This window comes from Variovorax sp. VaC1, assembly GCF_043658315.1.
In the GTDB taxonomy this organism is placed as follows: domain Bacteria; phylum Pseudomonadota; class Gammaproteobacteria; order Burkholderiales; family Burkholderiaceae_C; genus Variovorax.
Genome location: NZ_JBIGLT010000003.1, coordinates 1 through 24,738, shown reverse-complemented (window position 1 = coordinate 24,738; position 24,738 = coordinate 1). Strand labels below are relative to the sequence as shown.

The window sequence follows — 24,738 nt, the reverse complement described above, 5'->3', positions numbered from 1 at the left end:
GTCGAATCGATGGGATGGGTCAGGGTCAGTAGTGGCGCCGCCGTATCTCGAGCTCGCGCTGCGCCATCGCCGCTTGTCGCGCTTCAGGGTCCTGGATGGAGGACTGCACCTCGCTGACCATCCGGTCGCGCTCCTGTGCATAGCTCTGGAAGCGCGATTCGGTGATGGGCTCGGGGCCTACGACCTGCTTGGCATATGCCTCCAGCGAAGCCGTCAACCGCTTCGTGAGTTCGTCGCGGACGACCGGGTCCGATTCGCCGATCTGAAGCAGCGCGGTGGTGGTCGCCAGGGCCTCGCGAGGAAGAATCTCGCCGTTGGCCACGTGCTCGGGCAACTGCTGCAGGACTTCGTAGGACTCCTGCTGCCGCTCTTCGTCGCTCAGGCTGGGAAGCACTTCGGCAAGGACGTTCATGCGGTCGCGAAAGCGCGCGAGCTTGACGAGGCGATCAACCTCGTCTTCAACGCTCTTGCCGCTGGCGGCAAGGTCGCGCCTCAGTTGGTCGATGTCGAGCCCGCGCTCCAGAGGGCCGGCCGACAGGAGATAAGGCGATGCGCCCGGAGCGAACGGCTTGTAGCCAGCGGCCCGCTGCGCCAGCACGACGCCACTCTGCGTTGTTGCTTGTGTGCCTGTGGATACAGAACTTTTGTTCTGTGCCTCAGTGGTTGCCTGCGCGCTGCCCTGATCGGCAAACAGCAGCCAGAGCACCACGACAGCCACCACGACGCCAACGCCCATGATGAGCTTGCCGCCAGTCGGAAAGCGAAATTTCATGCGGATCCTCACCTGTCTCCAGTTGTTCTTGTGTGCCTCTCGGGGCACGCGTGGAGACTAGCCAGCAGGGTCCGCGCTGACTTGTACGAAGGTGCTGAATTGCAGCCCGGCCGATCACACCGAACCGCGCGGAAACGATGTCGACCCGCTAGGCCTTGCCGGCGAGCGAGCGCCAGGCATCGGGCGCATGCCCATCCGTCACGACCTTCACCTCTCGCACCACGAACGAGGGCTGCAGCCCGAATGAATCGCGGAATGTGCGGCTCATGTGTGCCGCATCCGAAAAGCCGCTGGCCAGCGCGATGTGCGTCAGCGGCTGGCCGTCGGCCAGTTGCACGCTGGAGCGCCGCAGCTTGCTCCACAGCAGGTAGCGCTTGACCGACATTCCCATCTGTTCGCGGAACAGATGGCTCAACCGACCGCGCGACAGGCACGCCATCAGCGACAGCTCTTCGCGCTGCAGCAGGCTCGGGTGCGTGCGGATCATCTGCAGCAGGCGTTCGATGCGTGGGTCCATCTGCGTCGACAGCGCGGCCGACCCCGTCACCGCATCCACCATGCGCTGGCTGAGCGACCTCACGCGCGCATCGCAGAGCACGCCATACAGCGCCGGCTCGAAGCTGTCGCGCAAGCTGCCGAACACACGCGCATCGAGCGGCATGATGCGGCGCCCGCCCATCCATGCCGACAGCATGCGGCAGGTGCTCGACGCGGGATCGAGGTTGATAGAGATCAGTCCGCCGCAATCGGCATCGAGCCGGCGCGGCACATCGGGCGCCACCACCGCTGCCGTGCAATGCGCACGCGTGCCGTCACGCGCCTCCAGCATGAACGGACGCCCGCTGATCGATGCCAGCAAGGTCAACGCAGGACGGGCGGTCAACCCCGATCGGATGGCCGGCGTGATGTAGGCGAAGCCGTCGTCCCACAGGTGCAGCAGGGACTGCGCGCTCATCGCACGAACGCCTCGCTGCGAACCCGAAGAACGGAAGACTCCTCGCGACTGCAATGCATGGGCAAGCCCGCCTTTTCTTCTGCGTGTTGCGCCTGCTGTGTGGTGCCCGCGCGGCACCTCCTCCCAAACGCCCCGCAGTGTAGGCACCGCAAGGCCAGAGGGCGTCTAGGGTTAGTCTTTAAGCAGAAAGAGTCGCGCGGTGCGTTGTTTACGCGGAGGAAATAGAGGTTTACAAACCATCGTCGCTGGATGCCCGCATCTGCGTCGTTCGGCTCCGAAACCTTCGATGGCCGCGACAGCTACCGGGCGTTGAATGTGCGAGGAAACAGCGCCGCCTGCGAGCGGTCGCGCAAGCGGTAGCTCATGGCCGGCCGGCCCAGGCTGCCGGTGACCATGCCGGCCTCTTCCATGAATTCGCCGTCGAGCATGCGCTTGCGGAAAGCGCTCTTGTCCATGTCGCGCCCCAGCACCACTTCGTAGGTGTGCTGCAGTGCCGGCAGCGTGAAGGGTTCTTCGATCAGGAAGGCCGGCAGCGAGGTGTACTCGACCTTGCTGCGAAGCCGGGCGATGGCGGCATCGAGCAGCTCGCCGTGGTCGAAGGCCAGCCGCTTGCGCGATGCGGCACCGACCTCGAACCACGCCACCTCCGCCGCGTTGGCACCGCTGCGCAACTGCATCGCCTGCGCCGGAATCAGCGCATAGAAGCAATGCGTGGCAGACCAGCCGCGCGGGTCGCGCTGCGCACCACCCCAACTGCCGAGCTGTTCGAGGTACGGCGCCTCGACGCCGGTCTTCTCGCGCAGCTTGCGCAGCGCGCAATCGAGCAGCGAAGCGTCTTCGTTGATGTTCACGAAGCCGCCCGGCAACGCCCACTTGCCCGGAAACGGCTCGGCCGTATCGGCGGGCCGTCGAACCAGCAAGACCTGCAAGGCGTCTTCGAGCACGGTGAACATCACGACGTCGACCGTGACCAAGGGACGCGGAAAGGTCAGCGGCGGAAATTTCGAGGCGGAGGTGTTCACGGGGATGGGTTGACTTCGTCTTTATTAGTTGTACTATACAACCCATCATTAGTTGTACAGAACAACTCACGAGATCAGCAAGAACAAGAACACGAGAAACACAAGATGAACAACGCTGTCACACCACTTCCCACCGAGCTGCACATCGCGCAGCGCGCACGCTGGCCGCAAAGTGGCCCGCACATCCTTGCGCACCACGATGCCGAATCGGTCATCGTCTACCAGGCCTATCGCCCCGCCATTGGCGAGTACGCGATCCGGCACGGCCGGCTCGATGGCCCGGACTTCAGCCTTTCGCGCATGAGCTGGATCAAACCGAACTTCCTCTGGATGATGTACCGCTCGGGCTGGGGCACCAAGCAAGGCCAGGAAGTGACGCTCGGGCTTCGGTTGCGCCGCGCCTTCTTCGAGCGCGTGGTGCGCGAGGCCGTGCCGTCCACTTTCCACCCGAGCTATCCGAGCCGTGAAGCTTGGCAGGCCGCCGTCGCCCGATCGGAAGTGCGCCTGCAATGGGACCCGGACCACGCGCCGAGCGGCAACAAGCTGGAGCGCCGGGCCATCCAGCTCGGGCTGCGTGGCCGCACGCTCGCGGCGTTCGCGCACGAAGAACTGCTGGAGGTCATCGACATGCGCCCCTTCGTGGACGCCCAGCGCCCACTGGCGCAAAACGACAACCCCGAACTGCAATTGCCGGTCGAGCATCCGCTGGACATCGGCCACTGACGAGAAGAAAAGAATGACGACGCACACATCGACAACGCCGACAACGCCGACAACGCCGACAACGCCGCGCAGCATCAAGGACCTGCCCGCCTACTTCGCGCAAGGGCATCGCCCCGAATACCTGCTGTTCTGGGGCCACCAGACCCCGAAGACCGGCGTGAACAAAAGCTGCTTCAGCCAGTGGTTCGAAGCCGCGTTCACCCTCGAAGGCATCAAGTACCGCACGGCGGAGCACTTCATGATGGCCGGCAAGGCGCGCCTGTTCGGCGATGCGCAGGCCTGCGAACGGATCATCGCGGCGCGCACGCCCGGCGAAGCCAAGAAGCTCGGCCGCGAGATCCGCGACTTCGACGAAGCCGCGTGGGTGCAAGCGCGCCTGGACATCGTGACGCGCGGCAACATCGCCAAGTTCTCACAGAACCCCGCGCTGGGCGCCTTCCTGCTCGGCACGGGCCACCAGGTGCTGGTGGAGGCCAGCCCGGTCGATCCGATCTGGGGCATCGGCCGTGCCGCCACCGACCCGGCCGCGCAAGATCCTCGCGAATGGCGCGGCCTCAACCTGCTGGGCTTTGCGCTGATGGCCGCACGCGACGCATTGAGGCAAGCGCAATGAACACCGACCGCTACCGGGGTTGCCTGCTCGGACTGGCTTGCGGCGACGCGGTCGGCACCACTGTCGAGTTCTCCGCGCGCGGCACCTTCGAGCCCGTCACCGACATGCGGGGCGGCGGCCCCTTCGGTCTGCTCCCCGGCGAATGGACCGACGACACCTCGATGGCCTTGTGCCTCGCGGCAAGCCTGATCCATTGCCAGGGCTTCAACGCCACCGACCAGATGAACCGCTACTGCAACTGGCGCAGCGTGGGCTACATGAGCAGCACGGGGAACTGCTTCGACATCGGCATCACGGTGTCGGGCGCCCTCACCCGCTACCTCGCATCGGGCAACCCGTTCGCGGGCGACCCCGACCCGCGCACTGCCGGCAACGGCGCATTGATGCGGCTCGCGCCCGTGGCGATGTTCTTCGCGCCGGGCATCGAAGCCACCTGGCAGCAGGCCGGCGACAGCACGCGCACCACGCATGGCGCGCTGGAAGCCATCGAATGCTCGCGGCTCTTCGCATTGCAACTGCGCGCGGCGTTGCGGGGAGAAAGCAAGGCGGCGATTCTTTCGACCGCACCACTCGAACCCTTGAGCGAGAAAGTCGCCGCACTGGCACGCGGCGACTACACCGCCAAGGCACGCGAACACATCAAGGGCTCAGGCTACTGCGTCGAGTCGCTCGAAGCAGCGCTCTGGTGCTTCGCACACACGGACTCCTTCGAACAGGCCGTGCTTGCCGCGGTCAACCTCGGCGACGACGCCGACACCACCGCCGCCATCTGCGGCCAGTTGGCAGGCGCCTTCTACGGTGCGGGCGCCATTCCGGCCGGTTGGCTTGAGCAGCTCGTGATGCGCGTCGAGATCGAGCAGATGGCAGACCAGTTGCTCGCGCTCGCCCGCTGAAGGCGGCAGCGCGCCACCCTTACTCCTGCGGCACGGCGACCGGCTCGCCAACGCGCCGAGCGTCGAGCTGGCTGCCGCCTCGCGACAGCGAGACACCCGTCACCGCATTCCCATCGCCGCGCCGAAAAACGAACTGCGCGCCGATGGACGCCACCACGAAGCGGTCGTTGCCCGTGGGCAGGAGCGCGCTGTAGCCGCGCCCCGTCTCGCGCACCAGCAGCTTGGCGCCGCGCACGGCGAAGGTCAGCGACATCGTCTTGTTGACGCGGAACTCGCCCTTGTAGTCTTCCAATCGCGCGGGATCGACCGGCACTTCGAGGGTCGACACCGGATAGCGGCTCTTGCCGATCGCCAGGAACACCGACTGCATCGGCGCGCGCGTGTTGCTGCTGAGCACGATCATGGCTTCGCCGGTGTCGGGTGCCAACAGCCAGAGCGTGCGGTAGCCCTCGGTCACGCCCGCGTGGTAGTAGGTGCGCCGCGCGCCTTCTGTGCCACGCACCATCACCGCGTAGCCGATCTCCGCGCCCTCGTAGCGCGCCAGCGGCGTGAGCATGCGCACGGCCGCCGGGCCGAGCGGGCCACTCGCGCCGGCCAGGATCGCGCGGCTGAAGGTGAGCATGTCGGCGGCGGTGGAACGCAGCGCACTGGCCGGTGCATAGGCCAGCATGTCCAGCAACTGCTGGCGCCGGTCGCCGGCGAAGGCCGGTGCCATGCGCGAAGCCTTGTCGCCGAGCGGGATCACGGTGTCGTTCATGCCCAGCGGTTCGGTGATGCGCGCGCGCACCAGTTCGCCCCACGAGGTGTTGTAGCGCTCGGCCAGCAGCTGTCCGAGCAGGGCCATGCCGAAGTTGCTGTAGTTGCCCTCGCAGGGCGCCGCGGGCGCTGTGAGCTTGATGCGCGTGAGCGCGGCCCAGAACATCGGCTTGTCGAAGGTGCGGAACTGCTCGGCCAGCGCCGGGCCACCGCCCACGCCATCGGCCATCACGGGCATGCAGCCGGTGTGCGTGACGAGCTGGCGCAGCGTCACCGCGGCCACGGGGGGCGACAGGCCCTCGACCTTGCCGGCGAGCAGCTTGCCGACGGTGTCGTCGAGCTTCAGGTCGCCGCGCTCCACCGCTTGTGCGAGCAGCAGGCCGGTGAAGACCTTGGTGACGGAGCCGATCTCGAACATCGGCTGTTCGGCGCTGTTGGGTTCGATGGGGCGCGGCGTCGAAGGCGGCTCGGGGTTGTAGGCCGCGCCGTAGGCGGCCTTGCCGTTGCGCAAGGTACCGACGACGAGCGTGCCGCGTTCGGCACCGAGCGCGGCCTTGGCCAGTGCCGCCGGGTCGCTCGCCAACGTGAGGGGCAGCAACTGCGCGGCCGCGTTGGCGGCCAGCAGCGCCAGCAGCAGACAGGCCGCGAACCAGCGGTGGTACCGGGCAGAAAACAGGGGCCGCATCGTCAGGTTCCTCAGGCGTCATCGAAGAGGCGCCATCGTGCCACGGCAGATGTAACACCACGCGCGCCGTGACAATCGGGCCATGCGCGCACTGCTCACCACCTTCTCCTGGCAAGAACTCCGCCACCACCCCTGGCGCAATGCAGCGGCCGTGCTGGCCGTGATGCTGGGCGTGGCGCTCGCGTTCTCGGTGCAGCTGATCAATGCCTCGGCGCTTGACGAGTTCGCCAGCGCGGTGCGCTCGGTCAACGGCCAGCCCGACCTCGAAGTGCGCGCCGTGCAGGGCGGCTTCGACGAAGCCGTGTTCGCCCGGCTGGCACAGCATCCGCAGGTGACGCTCGCGAGTCCGGTGCTCGAGTTCCAGGGCCTGGCACTGGCCGCCGGTGAACGCCAGGTGCCGATGCGCGTGATCGGCGTCGATGCGCTGGTGCTGCCCGCCATCGCGCCCGCGCTGATGCCGCAGCCCGCGGCCGGTGCCGACCGCTTCGCGCTGTTCGCGCCAGGCCATGTGTTCCTGAATGCCGCGGCGCGCAGCGCGCTGGGCCTGCCGGCGCAGGCCGGTGCCGGCGTCGCCGAGACGGTGCAGCTGCGCAGCGGCGACGCATGGCAGCGGCTCGGCGTGGCCGGCCACGTGGCCGCAAGCGGCGCGGCGCTCGCGGTGATGGACATTGCAGCGGCGCAGGAGCTGTTCGGCCAGATCGGACAACTCAGCCGTGTCGACCTGCGGCTGGCGCCCGGCACCGACCGCGCGGCTTTCATCGCGTCGCTGCAGCAGTCGCCGGGCTGGCCGGCGGGCGTGCAGTTCGCCGAGCCGGGCGATGCGGCCGAGCGCGTGAGCAACCTGTCACGCGCCTACCGCGTCAACCTCACGGTGCTGGCGCTGGTCGCGCTGTTCACCGGCGCCTTCCTTGTTTTCTCGGTGCTCGCGCTGAGCGTGGCCAAGCGCGCACAACAGTTCGCGCTGCTCGGCGTGCTGGGCCTGACACCGCGCGAGCGGCTGCGGCTGGTGCTGGCCGAATCGCTGGTGCTGGGCCTGATCGGCAGCGCGGCGGGCCTTGCGCTCGGCACCGCGCTCGCGGCCTTCGCGCTGCGGGTGCTCGGCGGCGACCTGGGTGGCGGCTACTTCGAAGGCGTGGCGCCCAAGCTGCACTGGAGCAGCGGCGCGGCGCTGCTGTACGGCGGCCTCGGCGTGCTGGCCGCACTGGTCGGTGGCTGGTGGCCCGCGCGCGCGGCACAGGCCTTGCCCGAAGCGCAAACGCTCAAGGGCCTGGGCGCCGCGCCCACGCAGGGCAACAGCCACTGGCTCGCGCTGGGGCTGATCGCCCTCGGCGCGGTGCTGGCGAACATTCCGGCCATCGGCGGCATTCCGGTGGCGGCCTACCTGTCGGTGGCCTGCCTGCTGGTGGGCGGCATCACCGCCCTGCCTTGGCTGATCGCGCTGCTGTACGACCGCGTGGCGCCGCTGTTCGCGCAGCGCGTGCTGCCGATGCTGGCCGTCGAGCGCGCGCGGCGCATGCGCGGCACGGCGGCCGTGGCGGTGAGCGGCGTGGTGGCGAGCCTGAGCCTTGCCGTCGCGCTCACCGTGATGGTCGCGAGCTTTCGCGACTCGGTCACGCACTGGCTCGACGTGGTGCTGCCGGCCGACCTGTACGTGCGCGCCACCTCCGGCGGCCGGGGCAGCAACACCGGCAACAGCAGCAGCACCGACACCGCGACCTTCTCGCCGGCCTTCGTGCAGGCGCTGGCGCAATTGCCCGGCGTGGGGCGCACGGGCACGCTGCGCACGCAGTCGCTGCAGCTCGACGCCTCCCGCCCGGCCGTGACGCTGATCGCGCGCAGCCTGGAAGGCAATGCATCGCAGTCGCTGCCGCTGGTAGGCGCCGCCTTGCCGGTGCCCGAGGGGCAGATCGGCATCTACGTGAGCGAGCCGATGGTCGAGCTGTACGGCGCGAAGCCGGGGACCACGTTCGCGCCGCTGTCGGACGCAGTGGCAACGGCCGTCACGTCGAAAACGCCGCCCGTCTTCTTCGTCGCGGGTGTGTGGCGCGATTACGCGCGGCAGTTCGGCGCAGTCACCGTGGACGCACGCGACTTCGAGCGCATCACCGGCGAGCGCAACGTGAGCGACGTGGCGCTGTGGCTCGCCCCCGGTGCGTCGGAAGGCGCCGTGCAGGCCGCTGTGCGCGAGCTGGCGGCACGGCAAGGCGGCGCGTCTTCCGAGTCGATCGAGATTGCGTCGGTGGGGCAGATCCGCGCGACTTCGCTGCGCATCTTCGACCGCAGCTTTGCAGTGACCTACTGGTTGCAGGCGGTGGCGATTGCCATCGGGCTCTTCGGCATCGCGGCGAGCTTCAGCGCGCAGGTGCTGGCGCGGCGCAAGGAGTTCGGGCTGCTCGCGCATCTGGGGTTCACGCGGCGGCAGGTGCTGGCGGTGGTGGCCGGCGAAGGCGCGGCTTGGACGGCCATCGGCGCCGTGGCGGGCCTGCTGCTCGGGCTGGCCGTGTCGGTGGTGCTGGTGAAGGTGGTGAACCCGCAGAGCTTCCACTGGAGCATGGACCTGCTGGTGCCCTGGACGCGGCTGCTGGTGCTTTGCGCGGCGGTGGTGGCGGCCGGCACGGTGACTGCGTGGATGGCGGGGCGGGCCGCGGCCGGCAAGGACGTGGTGCTGGCGGTCAAGGAAGACTGGTAGCGCCTGCTCCTTCCTGGGGCCGGGTTGCACCCTGCCCCAGGAAAGAAATGCTCACTTGCCCGGCGTCAGCTGAATCCGCTCCACGGTTTCCTTCTCGACCGCCGACCGGCTGTAGACCAGCGGCACGTACTTCCCCTCAAGCCACAGCGGTGCCAGGTCCCGGTAGTTCGGGCTGTCCGGATTCCCCGACTGCCCCGGCGTGTTGATGACCCGCGATGCATCCCAGTTGCCCACGTCCAGCACCATGCGAAACGATGCCCCGGCCGTCAGCTTGTAGTCGGTCGCGCGGTAGGTGGCCGCCATCGGCGTGAAGGAAGAGCCCGACATCGGCCAGTCGCCCACATCGAGCTTCTTGCGCGTGGCCGCATCGACGATGCCGCCGAGCGGATGCCGGAACTCCGCGCGGTGCAAGGTGCCCCACTTCCACGCGGCGGGGTCGGGCCCGAGCTTGGCGGAAAGCTCCTGCATCGCGGCCGGCAATGTCTTCAGGAGCAAGGCGTCGCGCTGCTCGTTGGTCACCCAGCCGAACGGGTTCTCGAGCAGCAGCACCATGCGCGTGTTGTCGCCGGGCGCGGCCAATGCGGCGGCGCTGTCGCCGGCCCCGGCCTTGAGCACGGCCGCCCGCAAGGGCTTGCTGCTCCACACCTCGTAGAGCGCGGCGGCGGCGCTGTCGCGGTCCATGGTGCCGTCCCAGCCCTGCAGCATGCGCAGGGCCGTCGCGGTCTGCGCGTCGTCGCTGCGCAGGCCGGCCAGCAGCTTCAGCACGCGCTGCGCCGGCGTCGCGACGATGTCGTTCTGCATGCGCTCCGAATCCTCGATGGTGAAGCGCGAGCCCGACGCCACCTTGGCCGCGAACAGTTCCTTGAGCCGGCGCGCGCGGGCCGCATCGCTCCACTCGTAGCCGACGCCCTTCTTCGCGGCGGGATGGTCGGGCGGAATGTTGTTCTCGTTGGCGGTCACGACGTAGCCGCGCGCCGGGTTGAACTCCGAGGGCAGCTCGTCGCCATTGCGAAAGCCCGACCACTCGTAGCGGCCGTCGCCCGGCACGGGCATGAGCCCGTCCCAGTTGGGGCGGATCGGCGTGAGCCCACCGGGAATCCAGCCGACGTTGCCGCTGGTGTCCGCATAGACCTGGTTCTCGCCGGGCGCGCCCCAGCGGTTCATGGCGGCGCGGAACTGGTCCCAGTTGCGCGCGCGCATGTAGTCCATCGAGCCGAAGTACGGCGCCATGCCGGGCTCCAGCCACGCGGCGCGCAATGCATAGGCGCGGCGCTTGCCGGGCTCGGACAGCAGCACCGGCCCATGGCGCGTGAAGGTGTTGACCACCTCGCGTGGCGTGCTCTCGCCCTTGACCGTGATGCGCTCGGTGACGCGCGTCATAGGCTCCCAACGGCCCTGGTAGCGGTACTCCTCGGGGTTGCGCGGGTTGAGCTGGTACACGTACAGGTCTTCCTGGTCCATGTAGAAGCGCGTGAGGCCGAAGGCGATGGTGCCGTTGTGCCCAATCGACAGGCCCGGCAGGAAGGGCTCGCCCGCGCCGATGGCGTCCATGCCCGGCGCGCTCAGGTGCGTCATGTAGCGCAGGCTCGGCGCGCTGTGGGCGCGGTGCGGATCGTTGGCGAGGATGGGCCGCCCCGTGGCCGTGAGCTTCGGCGCGATGACCCAGTTGTTGCTGCCGTACGCGCCGGTCGGATCGCCTTGCGCGGCTTGTTGTTGCCGCTGCTCTTCCTCCTCGATGCGCCTTGCCTCGATGGACTCGGCGCTGCCCGGCACCAGCGCCACCGCTCCGGCGAGCCGCGTGTTGGCCTTGGTGAACTGCGGCGACTCGGTCGCCCGCATGTAGGCGGCGCGCAGCTCGGCCGCCGGAATGTTGCAAGGGTCGAGCCCCGGCGGCACGCGCGGCGTGACCGGCGGATCGAGCTCGCGGCGCAGCCAGTCGGCCTTGATGCCGGGCCCGCCGGCACAGAAGGCGCGGGCGCGTTCGATCTCCGACGTGAAGTTGAGCGTGAGCCCGTGGTGCCGGATGCGGACCACGTCTTCGGGCGACCACGTCGCCGGCTGGTAGCCCAGCAGCGCGAACTCGGGCGGCAGCAGCGCGGGTTGCGCACGCACCTGCGCCACGTAGGCGTTGACACCGGCCGTGAAGGCCTCGGCCACGCGCTTGGCGTCGGAGCCGTAGGCCAGCCACTCGCGGTACATGTCGCCGCGGTAGAGCACGGCACGCGCGGCGCGGTCGCTCTCGACCCAGGCGGGGCCGAAGTCTTTCGCCATCTCGCCGAGGCCGCGCTTGCGCCACAGGTCCATCTGCCACAGCCGGTCGCGCGCGGCGATGAAGCCCTGCGCCACGAAGGCGTCGTACAACGTGCCCGCGTAAAGGTGCGGCACGCCCCAGCGGTCGACCAGCACCTCGGCCGGTTTCTCCAGCCCCGGCACCGCGAAGGATGAGGAGGGGCGCTGCGGTGTCGTCCCCTTGTCGGGAGGCCCCGATGCGCAGCCGGCGAGCGTGAGAGCCACGAGGGCCGCGAACGCAACAGCTGCGATGGAATGCCTTTGGCTTAACGCGCGCCGCGATGCGGGGCGCAGGTTTCTTCTTTTCATGTGTCTCGTCTCCTGCCTGTGATTGGCAGCGCACAGTATCCCGATTTATGCGCGCAGCGGGTTACGAGAAATGCGCTTCTCCGGCAACAGGCCGAGGCTGTGGTGATGCATGAGCAAATCACCAACGGTCGATCAACGGAACATGCGGCGCGCGGGTACTCGTCTCGAATGCGGCCCGCTTGTGGAACTGGCGCTGCTCCTCGCCAACACCTTCCCTATGCCTGCACACAGCCTGTCGACGGTGGTCGACGCGCACAAGACTCTCATGCTTGAATAGAGCGTGGCACGCGTGCGGAGGTGCTCGCGCAACAAGGTATCTGCCCTGATTTGAATGCTTCATCAGATGACCGACGCTGATGCTCGATGAGTGCCTTTTTCTTCCTGTATTTTTCCCGAACCCGCATCTCCAAGGTTTGGCAACAGCGCGCCTCAACCCCAGAAAGAAAGTCTCAATGAACCTCGCGAATCTGTTCTCTCTCAAGGGCCGCGCCGCACTCGTCACCGGTGGCTCGCGTGGTATTGGCCGGATGATCGCGCAGGCCTACCTGATCCAGGGCGCTCGGGTCTATATATCGGCGCGAGGTGCTGAGTCCTGCGATCGTGCCGCCAAAGAACTGTCGGAATTCGGCCCTTGCGTTTCGCTGCCCGCCGACGTGTCGACGATCGAAGGCGCCCAAGCACTTGCCGATGCGTACACGAAGCACGAAAACACACTCGACATCCTCGTCAATAACGCTGGAGCCGCCTGGGGCGCACCCTACGACAGTTTTCCCGAAAGCGGCTGGGACAAGGTGATGGACCTGAACGTCAAGACACCATTCTTTCTGACGCAGATCCTGACGCCCCTGCTTCGCAAGGCGACGACCGTGGGCCTTGCAAAAGTCATCAACATCGCTTCGGTGGACGGCATTTCGGTCAGTCCGAGAGAAATCTATTCGTACGCCGCCAGCAAGGCGGGGCTGATACAGCTCACCCGGCTGATGGCTCTGCGGCTCGCACCCGAGCGCATTGTCGTGAGCGCCATCGCTCCTGGAGCGTTTGCCACAGATCTGAACAAAACGGCGCGCGACCACGCAGACGAAGTCGCAGCCTACATTCCGCTTGGCCGCATCGGTGACCCGGAAGATATCGCGGGCGCAGCTGTCTATCTGGCATCGCGTGCCGGCGACTACGTCGTCGGCTCCACCCTGATCGTCGACGGCGGCGCCACGCACGCGCGCTGACCGCCCTGGCAGTCGTCGGACCTTGTCCGACAAGCGTCCCCGACGCCCCTTCGGCCCACGCTTCGGCCCCATCTTCATGGCCGAACCGATTGCGCGCGTCTAAAACATCAAAAACTAATTCAAAAGAATTGCCACACCTGAAAGTTAATTCATTTCGGTACTTTCATACCCTTTACCGCAACATTAATACAAAAACTTAAGAAATAAGTTCGCATTGTACATTGGCAAACTTCGTGTTTGAATGTTACCCAACTCAGTACACGAGCTCTTTCATGAGCGCTGCGGCCAAGTTTCTATACCGTTTGCCAGCCTGACGAAAACGAAATCTTCATGACAAATCCTTTTGAAAGCAGCGAAGCCTCCTATCACGTCTTGGTCAACGACGAAAATCAACATTCAATTTGGCCGACGTCTATTGAAATTCCCGCAGGCTGGAAAAGCACTCATGGCCCGGCAAAAAAAGCGGAGTGCCTCGAATTCATTGAGGCCAACTGGACGGATATGCGGCCTCGGAGCCTGGCCGCGGCGATGGCTGCGCCAAAATAGCAAGACACGATTGCCCCCTTCATAGTGGGAAAAGACCGCGTACAGGCGCGGCAGGTGCTTGGGAGGAAGCTCCCTCCAAGTACCAAATAACCTATCCGGCCTGCTCGTACCAAATAATCCACAGGATTCGACTACATGGTCTCGCCCCATATCGATTGGCCTTTGTCTTTCGCGCAACTTGGCATTTGGTTCGAGCGTCAGTTCTACTCCAGCGAGCCGTCCCACAATGTGGGTGAGTTCATCGAAATATCTGGCCCCGTAGATTCCGAGTTGTTCCTGAAGTGTTTGAAAATCGTTGCAAACGAGAGCGAAGCCCTGGGCTCCATTTTCTTTGAAAAAGACGCGGGGCCGCGGCAGGCCATTGAAAAACGCCCCCTCGAAGACCTTATTTATTTCGTTGACTTCAGCAGTGAAACAGACCCTCATCGCTCCATGTGCGATGCGATATCTCAAAGGATGGAGCAGCAGCGCTCGCCGACTGACTCGGGGTTGTTTTCGTTTTGCCTGATCAAGCTGGCGACCAACCGTTTCGCTTGGCATCAGCTTTATCACCATATCATCGTCGACGGTTTTGGCTATTCGCTGATCGCCCGAAGGGTGGCGGAGCTTTATACGGCAATGGCTGGTGGCCACGAAACTCCAAAGCCATGGTTCGCACCACTGAGCCAACTTCTGGACACCGAAGAGGCATATCTTTCTTCCAGTTCCTTTGAGTCAGACCGCAAGTTCTGGCAGGACTATTTGTCACGCCTTCCAGAACCAGTTCGATTTGGTGGCAGCAGCCGGGAGTTCTCCAGGTTACCGGTGCGGCGCACATGCCGCATCGAAAGTGCAACGATCACCGCACTCTCAGGAATTGCACAAGACTGTGGTACTTCGTTGACCCGTGCGTTGATCGGCGCTGTTGCAGCCTATTTGTACCGAACAACGGGGGCAGGTGAGCTCTCGATCGCGCTGCCTGTTTCGGGACGGTCCGCAGAAACGGAACTGATCCCATGCATGATGTCCAACACCTTGCCGATGCACTTGTCGATCTCTACGGATATGACAATTCGAGACATCGTGCGAATTGTGAACGAGGAAATAAAGCACATCCTCCCTCACCAAAGATACCCTGCGTCACGGCTTTATCTGGATGCGAAAAAAATCCGGGGATATGGCAGTGATTTTGGCCCGGTCATCAATGTGATGCCATTCAAGCAGGGGCTTCAATTTGCGGGATTTTCTTCAAAATCGTACAACACGTCGGCACGCTCTGCATCCGATATTTCGTTCTCATTCTTTGTAGATCAAGACAGTGGCGTTGACATCTACTGCACTGCAAATCCGAACACCTATTCCATGGGTGATTTGGAAACACATCAAAATCGATTACTTCGCTTCATCGAGGAAATTTCTGCAGACCTTTTTTTCCAAGTAGGAAAAATTGAAATTTTAAATGCGGCGGAGCGCCGCAAGATTCTTTTCAACTGGAACGGTGATCGCGCATCGGACCCGGATTTGATGCTCCCGGAGTTGTTCGAGCGTCAAGCGGCCAAGACACCATGGGCTCCGGCAATTTCATTTCAATCAGAGGCCATCAGCTACGAGCAACTGAACAATCAATCCAATCTCCTTGCACATCACCTAATTTCTCTTGGTATTGGACCGGAGAGCATTGTCGGACTGGCCCTACCCCGTTCACCGCAGCTGATAATCAGCCTATTGGCCATTTTCAAGTCGGGTGCCGCATATTTGCCGCTGGATACCGAATATCCGCAAGAGCGCCTCAAATTCATGCTGGAGGATGCCAACCCGAGGTGCATTATTTCAATTTCAACTGAAATTGGAAAATTTGGCTCCCCAAAACCACAGATATTGCTTCTTGATGACCCTGCGTTGATCGATAGGCTGTCGGCATCCAAGGCAACCAACCCCGGCAATGCGGAACGCACTCAGCCGCTTGCCCCTCTCAATATCGCCTATGTACTTTACACATCGGGTTCGACCGGAAAACCCAAAGGGGTCGCCGGAACGTCCAAAGCGCTGCTCAACAGATTGCAATGGGACGTGCATACGGCTGACAGCCAAACGGTTTACGCCCAAAGGACCACACACAATTTCATCGATTTCGTCTGGGAAGTACTGACGCCTCTTTTTGCGGGCCATCGCATCGTGGTGGTGCCACCAGCCCTGAGCAAAGATGTGAACGGGCTGATAAACCTGCTGGCCGCGGAAAAAGTCACGCGAATAGTACTTGTGCCTTCACTGCTGCAGGCCATGCTCGATGGCAACCGTGACCTCGGCCAGCGCCTCCCGGATTTGCAATATTGGTCGTGTGGCGGCGAAGCGCTGACACCGGACCTGGCCGGCCAATTCAGGAAGACCTTGCCGAATGCCTTGCTGGTCAATCTGTACGGCACCTCGGAGTTCTGGGATGCCGCGGGCTGGATCAACGCAGAAACTGGCGACAGCGCCACGTCCAGCGTCCCGATTGGCTCGCCGATTTCAGGGGTCCAGGTCTACGTTCTGGACACCATGCTCAATCCGGTTTCAGCAGGAACTGCCGGCGAACTGTATGTCGCAGGTGCGGGGCTTGCCCGCGGCTACCTGAACCGTCCCGCATTCAGCGCCGAGCGCTTCGTGGCCAACCCATTCGGTGCGCCAGGAGAGCGGATGTACCGCACTGGCGACCTTGTGCGCTGGCGCCTCGACCGCGAAGGCGTGCTCGACTACCTCGGCCGCGCGGATCATCAGGTGAAACTGCGCGGCTTCCGAATCGAACCGGGCGAGATCGAGGCTGAACTCGTCAAGCACCCCCTGGTGAACCAGGCTTCGGTGATCGCGCGCGAGGACGGCGCCGGCGGCAAACGCCTGGTCGCGTACCTCGTGGCGGACCCGGCAGCGATGCCTGCTCGATCGCGTGCCCCCGAGTTTGGTCTTTTTTATTTCGCCGATGCCAATCAGGACCCGGACGGTGAGCTCTACCGGCTGTATGTCGAAGGCGCCAAGTTCGCGGACAAGAACGGTTTTTCGGCGGTTTGGACACCGGAGCGGCACTTCACGAAAGTCGCCGCGGCATTTCCCAATCCGTCGGTGCTGAGCGCAGCGCTGGCGATGGTCACTGAACGCATTCAGCTGCGCGCGGGCAGCGTGGTGCTGCCGTTGCATCACCCTTTGCGGGTTGCCGAGGAATGGTCGGTGGTCGATCATCTGTCGCGCGGCCGGGTCGGCATCGCTTTCGCTTCGGGCTGGGTGCCGGAAGACTTTGTCTTCGCTCCTGACAACTACGCCAACCGCTACCAGGTCATGCTGGACGGCGTGCAGCAGGTGCGCGAACTCTGGCGCGGCGGCACGATGAGCGCCCGCAACGGTATCGGGCACGAGACGCAGTTGAAGCTGCAGCCCAAGCCCGTCCAACCCGAGCTACCGGTCTGGATCACCGCCACCCGCAGTCCGGCAACCTTCGAAGCTGCGGGCCGCATGGGCGCGAACGTGCTGACCGCGCTCTTGAGCCTCACGGTGCCGGAGCTCACCGAGAACATACGGATCTACCGCGAGGCGCTGCGTGCCAACGGCTTTGATCCCGACTCGCGCAAAGTGGTGCTCATGCTGCATACCTTCGTGGGCCCGGACGATGAAACGGCTCGCCAACTGGCGCACGAGCCGATGCTTCAATACTTCCGCTCGCACACGGAGCTGCGTAAGAGCGTCTCGCAAGACCTGGGAGGAGACATTGCGAACAAGGCGATCGGAGACGTCGATGCCGAGCAACTGATCGAAGCCGCAGTCCGCCGGTACTTCGGCACCTCGTCCCTGATCGGCGGCCCCGAGACCTGCCTGAACCTGGTGCGGAAGCTCGAAAAGATCGGCGTCGACGAGTTCGCATGCCTGATCGATTTCGGCGTCGCCGCGGACCAGGTGCTTGGCAACCTGCCGCATCTGGCGACGGTCATGAAGAAGTCGCGCACGGGTCCGGCGCCAGAGGCGGCGGAAATGCACGCTCATCTCGCGGCTTCGTTGCCCGAGCACATGGTGCCCTCGCACTACGTCTGGCTGGACGCGTTGCCCCTGATGCCGAACGGCAAGCTGGACCGCAAGGCCCTGCCGGCGCCTCATATCGCACCGCAGACCGGTCGCGCTCCAAGCACGCCGCAAGAAGAAACCCTGGCGCGGCTCTTCGCGGAGATTCTTGGGCTTCCACAGGTCGGCGCGGAAGAGAGCTTCTTCGACCTGGGCGGCCATTCGCTGTTGGCGACGCGGCTGATCAACCGCATCCGTACGACGATGGGTGTCGAGATCGGCATCCACACCCTGTTCGAAGCTTCGAGCGTGGCGAGGCTGGCCGGCAAATTGGCCACCGCGCCCAAGGCGCGGACGGCGTTGCGGCCAACGCGGCAAAGCAACAAGCTCCCGCAGCCTTCGGTCCGGTACGACAACAGCCTCTGACGGCTGGCCTCGGGGGTATCTCGCAGCGTTGCCTCAAGCGCCGCTTGCCAGGGCCCCGTCCATCGGCACCCTCTGCCGGCACCACTCATCATTCAGTTCGGAACCTTTCATGATTCCCCTGTCCTTTGCGCAACGACGGCTGTGGTTCCTCTACCAGATTGACGGACCCACGCCGACCTACAACGTCCCGACGGCCGTTCGTTTCGAAGGACGCATGGACGACACCGCGATGGCGGCCGCGCTGGCCGACCTGGTGGCACGCCATGAAAGCCTGCGCACCGTTTTCCTGGAAGGGGCGCAGGCGCCCGAGCAGCGCGTTCTTCCGCCCGAGGCGGCGCGCCCCGTGCTGCAAGTTGAAGATGCCTCGGAGGCCACGCTCGCCCAGCAGATCGAGCAGGCCTCGGCCTACGGTTTCAGGCTGGACGGCGAGATCCCATTTCGCGCCTGGCTGTTCCATCTGGACAACGGGCAACACGTGCTGCTGCTGCTGTGCCACCACATCGCCTGCGACGGATGGTCGTGGGCGCCGATGGCGCGCGACCTCTCCGAAGCGTATGCCGCACGCTGCGAGGGCAATGCGCCGGCCTGGAATCCCCTGCCCGTGCAGTACGCCGACTACACCTTCTGGCAGCACGACCTGCTGGGCAGCGAGACCGATCCAGACAGCCTCATTGCAAGGCAACTGGGGTACTGGCAGCAGACACTTGCCGACCTGCCCGACCAACTGGAGTTGCCCACGGACAGGCCGCGCCCATCCGTCTCTTCGCATGCAAGCGGGACTGTCGCGTTCCAGCTCGACGCCGATCTACACCGACGGCTGCTGGCACTGGCGCGCGAAGGTCAGGCCAGCCTCTTCATGGTGCTGCAGGCTGCGCTCGCGGCGCTGTTCACCCGCATGGGCGCAGGCACCGACATTCCATTGGGCAGCCCGATCGCAGGGCGCACCGACGAGGCCCTCGACAACCTCGTGGGCTTCTTCCTCAACACGCTGGTGTTGCGCACGGACACGTCCGGCAACCCGGACTTTCGCGAACTGCTGGCCCGGGTTCGAGCTGTCAACCTGGGGGCCTACGCGCACCAGGACTTGCCGTTCGAGCGGCTGGTGGAGGTGCTCAATCCCACGCGCTCGATGGCGCGTCACCCCCTTTTCCAGGTAGCGCTGGTGCTGCAGAACAATGCGCGTGCCAGCTTCACGCTTCCGGGACTCGTCACCATCGGTGCAAAGTCGATGGAATCGATCGCCGGTACGTACGATCTGTCGTTCGAGTTGCGGGAGCAGCGCGACAAGGAAAACGCGCCGAGCGGCATGGCGGGCCGCATCGGGTTCTCCACGGAGTTGTTTGACCCCGCCACGGTCGAGCAGCTCGCCGCACGGCTGCAGCGCGTGCTGCAGGCCATCGTGGCCGATCCCTCGCAGTCCATCGGCCGCATCGACATCCTGCAGCCCGAAGAGCGCACGCAAATCCTGCGCGGCTGGAACGACACCACGCGCTCCGTGCCGGAGGCTACGCTGCCCGCATTCTTCGAGCTGCAAGTCGCGCGCACGCCGGACGTGACCGCTCTCGTCTTCGAGAACATCGCGCTCAGCTATCGCGAGCTCAATGCACGCGCCAACCGGCTGGCTCATTGCCTGATCGCCCGGGGCGCGGGTCCAGGGAACTTCGTCGCCCTGGCCTTGCCTCGCTCCATCGAAATGGTGTGCGGGCTGCTGGCCATACTCAAGGCAGGTGCCGCCTACGTGCCGCTGGACGTGTCCTATCCGAAGGAGCGCCTGGCCTTCATGCTGGAAGACGCCGCAGCGCTCTACATGGTCAGCGATACGGCCACCGCCAGCGGGCTACCCGAGAGCACACCCGCGCTATGCCTGGACGCCCCCGCGTTCGCCGCCGAGCTCGCGGCGGCGCCAGACACCGATCCCACTGACCGCCATCGCACGCGCCCACTCAAGGCAACCAGCGCCGCTTACGTCGTCTACACCTCCGGCTCCACCGGCCGGCCCAAAGGCGTGACGGGCCCGCATGCCGGCGTGATCAATCGCCTGTGCTGGATGCACGAGACGCGCCCTTACGAACCGGGCAAGGCTTCCATCGCCAAGAGCTCCATCGCCTTCTTCGACGGCAGCACAGAGATGCTCGGGCCACTGCTGTTTGGCGCCCCGCTGGTCATGGCCGGCCCGCAGGCCGTCAAGACGCCAGACGACCTTGTCGACCTGATCGAGCACCACCGGATCGACCGCATCACGCTGGTTCCCAGCCTGCTGGCCCACTTGCTCGAGCACTACGATGCATCGCGGCTGGGAGGCTGCCGCCTCTGGATCGTGAGTGGCGAGGTGCTGACGAATGAGCTGGCAAGCCGTTTCGAGAAAGTCCTGCCGCAATCGCAGCTGCTGAACTTCTACGGCTTCTCGGAAGCCACTGGCGACAGCCTCTTCGCGCGCGTCGGCAAGAACGACGTGCCGATCGGACGCCCGATCTGGAACACCCAAGTGTACGTACTGGACGCGCTGCTGCAGCCCGTGCCCGTGGGTGTGGCGGGCGAACTGTACGTGGCGGGCGCAGGCCTGTCTTACGGTTACTTGCGGCGGCCGCACCTGAGTGCCGAGCGCTTCGTGGCCAACCCTTTCGGCCCGCCGGGCAGCCGCATGTACCGCCCCGGTGACCTGGCGCGCTGGCGCCCCGACGGTGTGCTCGACTTCCTCGGGCGCGCCGACCAGCAGGTCAAGATCCGGGGCTTTCGCATCGAGCCCGGCGAGGTCGAGGCGGCACTCACGCGCCTGCCCGGCGTGACCCAAGCCGCAGTCGTTGCACGAGAGGACAGACCCGGGCAGAAGCAACTTGTGGGCTATGTGGTCGCCGAGCAAACGCTGCCGCTGGATCCGCAACTCCTGCGTCGCACGCTGGCCTTGCAACTGCCCGATTACATGGTGCCTGCGGCGATCGTGGTGCTCGATCGCCTGCCGCTCAACCCCAACGGCAAGCTCGACCGCAGGGCCCTGCCCGCGCCGGACTTCACACCGCAGAGCATGCGTGCGCCGCGCACACCGCAGGAAGAGATCCTGGTGACGCTCTTCGCGGAGATCCTCGGCCTCGCACAGGTGGGCATCGACGACAACTTCTTCGACCTTGGCGGCCACTCGCTGCTGGCCACCAAGCTGGTGAGCCGCATCCGCTCGGTGCTGGGCGTCGAGCTCGCCATCCGGGCCCTCTTCGAGGTGCCGACAGTCGCACAGCTGACCCATCGGCTCCTCGGGGCACGCGCGGCCCGCGCGGTCTTGCGGCCGATGACGCGGCCCGCATCCATTCCCCTGTCCTTCGCGCAGCGGCGCCTCTGGCTCCTTCACCAGATCGATGGCCCCGCGCCCACCTACAACGTGATGCTGGCCCTGCGCCTGAAGGGCCGGATCGACGATGCGGCGCTGACGTTGGCACTGAGTGACCTGACCAACCGCCACGAGAGCCTGCGCACCGTCTTCGCGGGCACGGAAGACGCCACGCCATCGCAGCGCATTCTGGCGCCCGCTGATGCCCATCCCGTGCTGCGTGTGCAGCAGGCAACGGAAGCAGAGCTTACACAACGGCTCGCCGAAGCAACCGCTCATTGCTTCCAGCTGGACAGCGAGATTCCATTTCGCGCCTGGCTGTTCCATCTGGACGAGGAGCGGCTGGATGCACAAGCGCACGTGCTGCTGCTGATGTGCCACCACATTGCCAGCGACGGCTGGTCGCTCGCGCCGCTGGCGCGCGATCTGTCGCAGGCCTACGCCTCGCGTGTACAGGGCCAGCCACCGGCCTGGGCACCGCTGCCGGTGCAGTACGCCCACTACACGCTCTGGCAGCACGCCTTGCTGGGCAGCGAGTGCGATACCGACAGCGTCATCACCGGCCAGTTGGCCTATTGGCAGCGCGCGCTCGCCGGCCTGCCCGAGCAACTGACACTGCCCACCGACAGGCCGCGGCCCGCCGTGGCCAGCTATCGCGGCGAACGGATCGCGTTCCAGATCGACGCCGACCTGCACAAAGGTCTGCTGGCACTCGCGCGCGAAGGGCAGGCCAGCCTGTTCATGGTGCTGCAAGCGGCACTGGCGACCTTGCTCACCCGCCTGGGCGCAGGCACCGATATCCCGTTGGGCAGCCCTATCGCCGGGCGCACCGACGAAGCGTTGAACGACCTCGTGGGCTTCTTTGTCAACACGCTGGTGCTGCGCACGGACACCTCGGGCGATCCCAGCTTCCATGCGTTGCTGGCGCGTGTACGCCAGACCAACCTGGGTGCCTATGCGCACCAGGACCTGCCGTTCGAGCGTTTGGTGGAGGTGCTCAACCCATCGCGCTCGATGGCGCGGCATCCGCTGTTCCAGGTGTCACTGGTGCTGCAGAACCACACCCTCGCCAGCTTCACGCTGCCGGGGCTGGAAGCGACGGCCGAACCCATCGTGCTGAACACCGCCAAGTTCGACCTGTCGTTCGAGCTGTGGGAGCAGCGCAGCAAGGATGGCACACCGCAAGGCATCTCGGGACGGCTCGAATTCGCGACAGACCTGTTTGACCGCACGACAGTCGAGCAGTTGGTAGCGCGGCTGCAGCAGGTGCTCCATGCGATCGCAGCCGATCCCTCGCAGCCCATCGGGGGCATCCCGATCCTGCAGCCCCAGGAACGCGAGCAGATCCTGCTTGCATGGAACGACACCGCCCACCCCGTGCCCGAGGCGACCCTGCCCGCGCTCTTCGAGCAGCAGGTGGCGCGCGCGCCAGACGCCACCGCCCTGGTCTTCGAGGACACCTCGCTGACCTACGGCCAACTCAATGCCCGCGCCAACCAGTTGGCCCATCACCTGATCGCCCAGGGCGTCGGCCCCGAGAGCTTCGTGGCTCTGGCCCTGCCTCGCTCCCTGGAGCTGGTGGTCAGCCTCCTGGCCATCCTGAAGGCCGGCGCCGCCTACGTCCCCCTGGATGTGGACTATCCCAAGGACCGCCTGGCGTTCATGCTGGAGGATGCCGCGCCGGTCTGCATGATCAACAACCGCGCCACCGCAGCGATGCTGCCTCCGGGCGTGCCCACCCTGTGCCTGGACGAGCCCGCCCTCATCGCGCAGCTGGCCTCAGCGCCCCTTGCCAACCCCACCGACCGCGACCGCGTCCGGCCGCTGCGCTCCGCCAACCCCGCTTACGTCATCTACACCTCCGGCTCCACCGGAAGACCCAAGGGCGTGGTGGTCTGCGAAGCCGCCATCGTCAACCGCCTGGCGTGGATGCAGTCGGCCTACCAGTTGCGCGCGCATGACCGCGTGCTGCAGAAGACGCCCGCGGGCTTCGACGTCTCCGTGTGGGAGTTCTTCTGGCCCTTGATCGAAGGCGCCGCACTCGTCATCGCCAAGCCCAACGGGCACAAGGACCCGGCCTATCTGGCGCAACTGATCCTCGCCCGGCAGATCACGACAGCGCACTTCGTGCCCTCGATGCTGCAGGCCTTCGTCCAGGAACCTGCGGCATCGGCCTGCACATCCCTGACACGGGTCATCTGCAGCGGCGAGGCCTTGCCCAAGGAGCTGGAAGCCCAGTTCCATCGCACCCTGGCGAGCCCTTTGCACAATCTGTACGGCCCGACGGAGGCGGCCGTGGACGTCACGTTCTGGGCCTGTGACGCCAATGAGGAAGCCACCTCGGTTCCGATCGGGCGTCCGATCTGGAACACGCAGATGTATGTGCTGGACGCGGCACTGCAGCCGGTGCCCGCGGGCGTGCCCGGCGAGCTGTACATCGCGGGCACGGGCCTGGCGCGCGGCTACCTCCAGCGCCCGGGCCTGAGCGCCGAGCGCTTCGTGGCCAACCCCTTCGGCCCGCCGGGCAGCCGCATGTACCGCTCCGGCGACCTGGCGCGCTGGCGAACCGATGGCGTGCTCGACTTCCTCGGGCGCGCCGACCAGCAGGTCAAGATCCGGGGGTTCCGCATCGAGCTCGGTGAGATCGAGGCGGCCCTCTCTCGGCAGTCTGGTGTCGCTCAGGCCGCTGTCATCGCGCGCGAGGACGCACCAGGACACAGGCAACTGGTGGGCTATGTCGTGGCAGATGCCGCCATCGACACCGCAGCCCTGCGCCGCGCCCTCTCCACCGATCTGCCCGACCACATGGTCCCCGCAGCCCTCGTCGTGCTCGATGCCCTGCCCCTGACGCCCAACGGCAAGCTCGACCGCAAGGCCCTGCCCGCGCCCGACTTCACGCCACGCAGCATCCGCGCACCGCGCACTCCCCAGGAGCAGACCCTGGCCACCCTCTTCGCCGAGGTCCTGCGCCTGCCCCAGGTGGGCATCGACGACAACTTCTTCGACCTGGGCGGCGACAGCATCAGCTCCATCCTGCTGGTCAGCCGTGCACGCAAGGCCGGCCTGGTCATCACCCCGCGCAACGTCTTCCAGCACCAGAGCATCGCCGCGCTCGCCACTGTCGCGGCCGCGCCGGACACGCGCAGCGTGGACACCGATGTCGCCGTGGGCGCCGTCCCGCCGACGCCCATCGTGCATTGGCTGCGCGAGCGCGGTGGCCCCATCGATCGCTTCAACCAGTCGATGCTGCTGCAGGTGCCCGCGGACATGCAGAAGGCGCACCTGGTGAGCGCGCTGCAGGCGCTGCTGGAGCGTCACGACGCGCTGCGCATGCAGTTGAGGGTCACGCGCGCATCCGAGGCCACATCCGAAGCCGCCAACTGGCAACTGGAGATCCCGCCCGCCGCATCCGTCCATGCACAGGAATGCCTGCATCACATCGACATGATCGGCCTGCACGAGGAAGGTCGCCAGGTGCTCGTGGCGCAGGCCTCGCGCGACGCCGCGGCACGCCTG

General features: G+C 65.7%; 13 protein-coding genes. 8 read left to right on the top strand and 5 right to left on the bottom strand.

All coding sequences use genetic code 11. From position 1 onward, the window contains the following. Positions 1 to 25: 25 nt before the first annotated feature. From plcR to ACGLHS_RS12220, 3 genes are all read right to left on the bottom strand, one after another. Entirely contained in the window at positions 26 to 772 is a 747-nt protein-coding gene (plcR, locus tag ACGLHS_RS12230) for a phospholipase C accessory protein PlcR (protein ID WP_394479952.1), read from the bottom strand. 148 nt (positions 773 to 920) lie between these two features. Next, the gene (locus ACGLHS_RS12225) at positions 921 to 1,727 is read right to left on the bottom strand and encodes a helix-turn-helix domain-containing protein (RefSeq protein WP_394479950.1); all 807 of its coding nucleotides are present in this window, start codon (positions 1,725 to 1,727) and stop codon (positions 921 to 923) included. Between the two features lie 299 nt (positions 1,728 to 2,026). Further along, entirely contained in the window at positions 2,027 to 2,680 is a 654-nt protein-coding gene (locus ACGLHS_RS12220; protein ID WP_394481435.1) for an NUDIX domain-containing protein, read from the bottom strand. 174 nt (positions 2,681 to 2,854) lie between these two features. On the opposite strand from ACGLHS_RS12220, the gene ACGLHS_RS12215 reads away from it, so the two are divergent. The 3 genes from ACGLHS_RS12215 to ACGLHS_RS12205 are packed head-to-tail and all read left to right on the top strand — an operon-like array spanning position 2,855 to position 4,978. Next, positions 2,855 to 3,472 carry a DUF4291 domain-containing protein gene (locus ACGLHS_RS12215; RefSeq protein WP_394479948.1) on the top strand — a complete coding sequence of 206 codons (618 nt, stop codon included), beginning with the start codon at positions 2,855 to 2,857 and terminating at the stop codon, positions 3,470 to 3,472. A gap of 13 nt (positions 3,473 to 3,485) precedes the next feature. Continuing rightward, on the top strand, positions 3,486 to 4,085 hold the full coding sequence (locus tag ACGLHS_RS12210; protein WP_394479946.1) for an NADAR family protein: 600 nt from the start codon (positions 3,486 to 3,488) through the stop codon (positions 4,083 to 4,085). Further along, complete coding sequence (locus ACGLHS_RS12205) at positions 4,082 to 4,978, top strand: ADP-ribosylglycohydrolase family protein (RefSeq protein ID WP_394479944.1); 897 nt, start codon at positions 4,082 to 4,084, stop codon at positions 4,976 to 4,978. Before ACGLHS_RS12210 ends, ACGLHS_RS12205 begins: the two co-directional genes overlap by 4 nt. A gap of 19 nt (positions 4,979 to 4,997) precedes the next feature. Here the strand turns inward: ACGLHS_RS12205 and ACGLHS_RS12200 are convergent, their stop codons facing one another. Continuing rightward, entirely contained in the window at positions 4,998 to 6,419 is a 1,422-nt protein-coding gene (locus ACGLHS_RS12200) for a serine hydrolase domain-containing protein (protein ID WP_394479942.1), read from the bottom strand. An 82-nt stretch (positions 6,420 to 6,501) separates the two neighbouring features. Between ACGLHS_RS12200 and ACGLHS_RS12195 the strand changes: the two genes are divergently transcribed. Further along, positions 6,502 to 9,108, top strand: a complete 2,607-nt coding sequence (locus ACGLHS_RS12195) for an FtsX-like permease family protein (protein ID WP_394479940.1) — start codon at positions 6,502 to 6,504, stop codon at positions 9,106 to 9,108. 51 nt (positions 9,109 to 9,159) lie between these two features. Here ACGLHS_RS12195 and ACGLHS_RS12190 read toward each other — a convergent pair whose 3' ends face one another. Continuing rightward, the gene (locus ACGLHS_RS12190; RefSeq protein ID WP_394479938.1) at positions 9,160 to 11,706 is read right to left on the bottom strand and encodes a penicillin acylase family protein; all 2,547 of its coding nucleotides are present in this window, start codon (positions 11,704 to 11,706) and stop codon (positions 9,160 to 9,162) included. A gap of 452 nt (positions 11,707 to 12,158) precedes the next feature. Between ACGLHS_RS12190 and ACGLHS_RS12185 the strand changes: the two genes are divergently transcribed. From ACGLHS_RS12185 to ACGLHS_RS12170, 4 genes are all read left to right on the top strand, one after another. Next, the gene (locus ACGLHS_RS12185) at positions 12,159 to 12,929 is read left to right on the top strand and encodes an SDR family oxidoreductase (protein WP_394479936.1); all 771 of its coding nucleotides are present in this window, start codon (positions 12,159 to 12,161) and stop codon (positions 12,927 to 12,929) included. Between the two features lie 330 nt (positions 12,930 to 13,259). Then, positions 13,260 to 13,475 carry an MbtH family protein gene (locus tag ACGLHS_RS12180; protein WP_394479934.1) on the top strand — a complete coding sequence of 72 codons (216 nt, stop codon included), beginning with the start codon at positions 13,260 to 13,262 and terminating at the stop codon, positions 13,473 to 13,475. Positions 13,476 to 13,610: 135 nt separating this feature from the next. Continuing rightward, positions 13,611 to 17,903 carry a MupA/Atu3671 family FMN-dependent luciferase-like monooxygenase gene (locus ACGLHS_RS12175; protein WP_394479932.1) on the top strand — a complete coding sequence of 1,431 codons (4,293 nt, stop codon included), beginning with the start codon at positions 13,611 to 13,613 and terminating at the stop codon, positions 17,901 to 17,903. Between the two features lie 109 nt (positions 17,904 to 18,012). Beyond that, positions 18,013 to 24,738: amino acid adenylation domain-containing protein (locus ACGLHS_RS12170; RefSeq protein ID WP_394479930.1), on the top strand; the 6,726-nt coding region annotated here is incomplete at its 3' end.

What these genes read in the sequence shown, in the direction of transcription:
- ACGLHS_RS12205 (WP_394479944.1), top strand. Translation starts at nt 4,082, where the DNA reads ATGAACACCGACCGCTACCGGGGTTGCCTGCTCGGACTGGCTTGCGGC.
- plcR (WP_394479952.1), bottom strand. Translation starts at nt 772, where the DNA reads ATGAAATTTCGCTTTCCGACTGGCGGCAAGCTCATCATGGGCGTTGGC.
- ACGLHS_RS12195 (WP_394479940.1), top strand. Translation starts at nt 6,502, where the DNA reads ATGCGCGCACTGCTCACCACCTTCTCCTGGCAAGAACTCCGCCACCAC.
- ACGLHS_RS12220 (WP_394481435.1), bottom strand. Translation starts at nt 2,680, where the DNA reads ATGTTCACCGTGCTCGAAGACGCCTTGCAGGTCTTGCTGGTTCGACGG.
- ACGLHS_RS12180 (WP_394479934.1), top strand. Translation starts at nt 13,260, where the DNA reads ATGACAAATCCTTTTGAAAGCAGCGAAGCCTCCTATCACGTCTTGGTC.
- ACGLHS_RS12215 (WP_394479948.1), top strand. Translation starts at nt 2,855, where the DNA reads ATGAACAACGCTGTCACACCACTTCCCACCGAGCTGCACATCGCGCAG.
- ACGLHS_RS12210 (WP_394479946.1), top strand. Translation starts at nt 3,486, where the DNA reads ATGACGACGCACACATCGACAACGCCGACAACGCCGACAACGCCGACA.
- ACGLHS_RS12200 (WP_394479942.1), bottom strand. Translation starts at nt 6,419, where the DNA reads ATGCGGCCCCTGTTTTCTGCCCGGTACCACCGCTGGTTCGCGGCCTGT.
- ACGLHS_RS12175 (WP_394479932.1), top strand. Translation starts at nt 13,611, where the DNA reads ATGGTCTCGCCCCATATCGATTGGCCTTTGTCTTTCGCGCAACTTGGC.
- ACGLHS_RS12190 (WP_394479938.1), bottom strand. Translation starts at nt 11,706, where the DNA reads ATGAAAAGAAGAAACCTGCGCCCCGCATCGCGGCGCGCGTTAAGCCAA.
- ACGLHS_RS12225 (WP_394479950.1), bottom strand. Translation starts at nt 1,727, where the DNA reads ATGAGCGCGCAGTCCCTGCTGCACCTGTGGGACGACGGCTTCGCCTAC.
- ACGLHS_RS12185 (WP_394479936.1), top strand. Translation starts at nt 12,159, where the DNA reads ATGAACCTCGCGAATCTGTTCTCTCTCAAGGGCCGCGCCGCACTCGTC.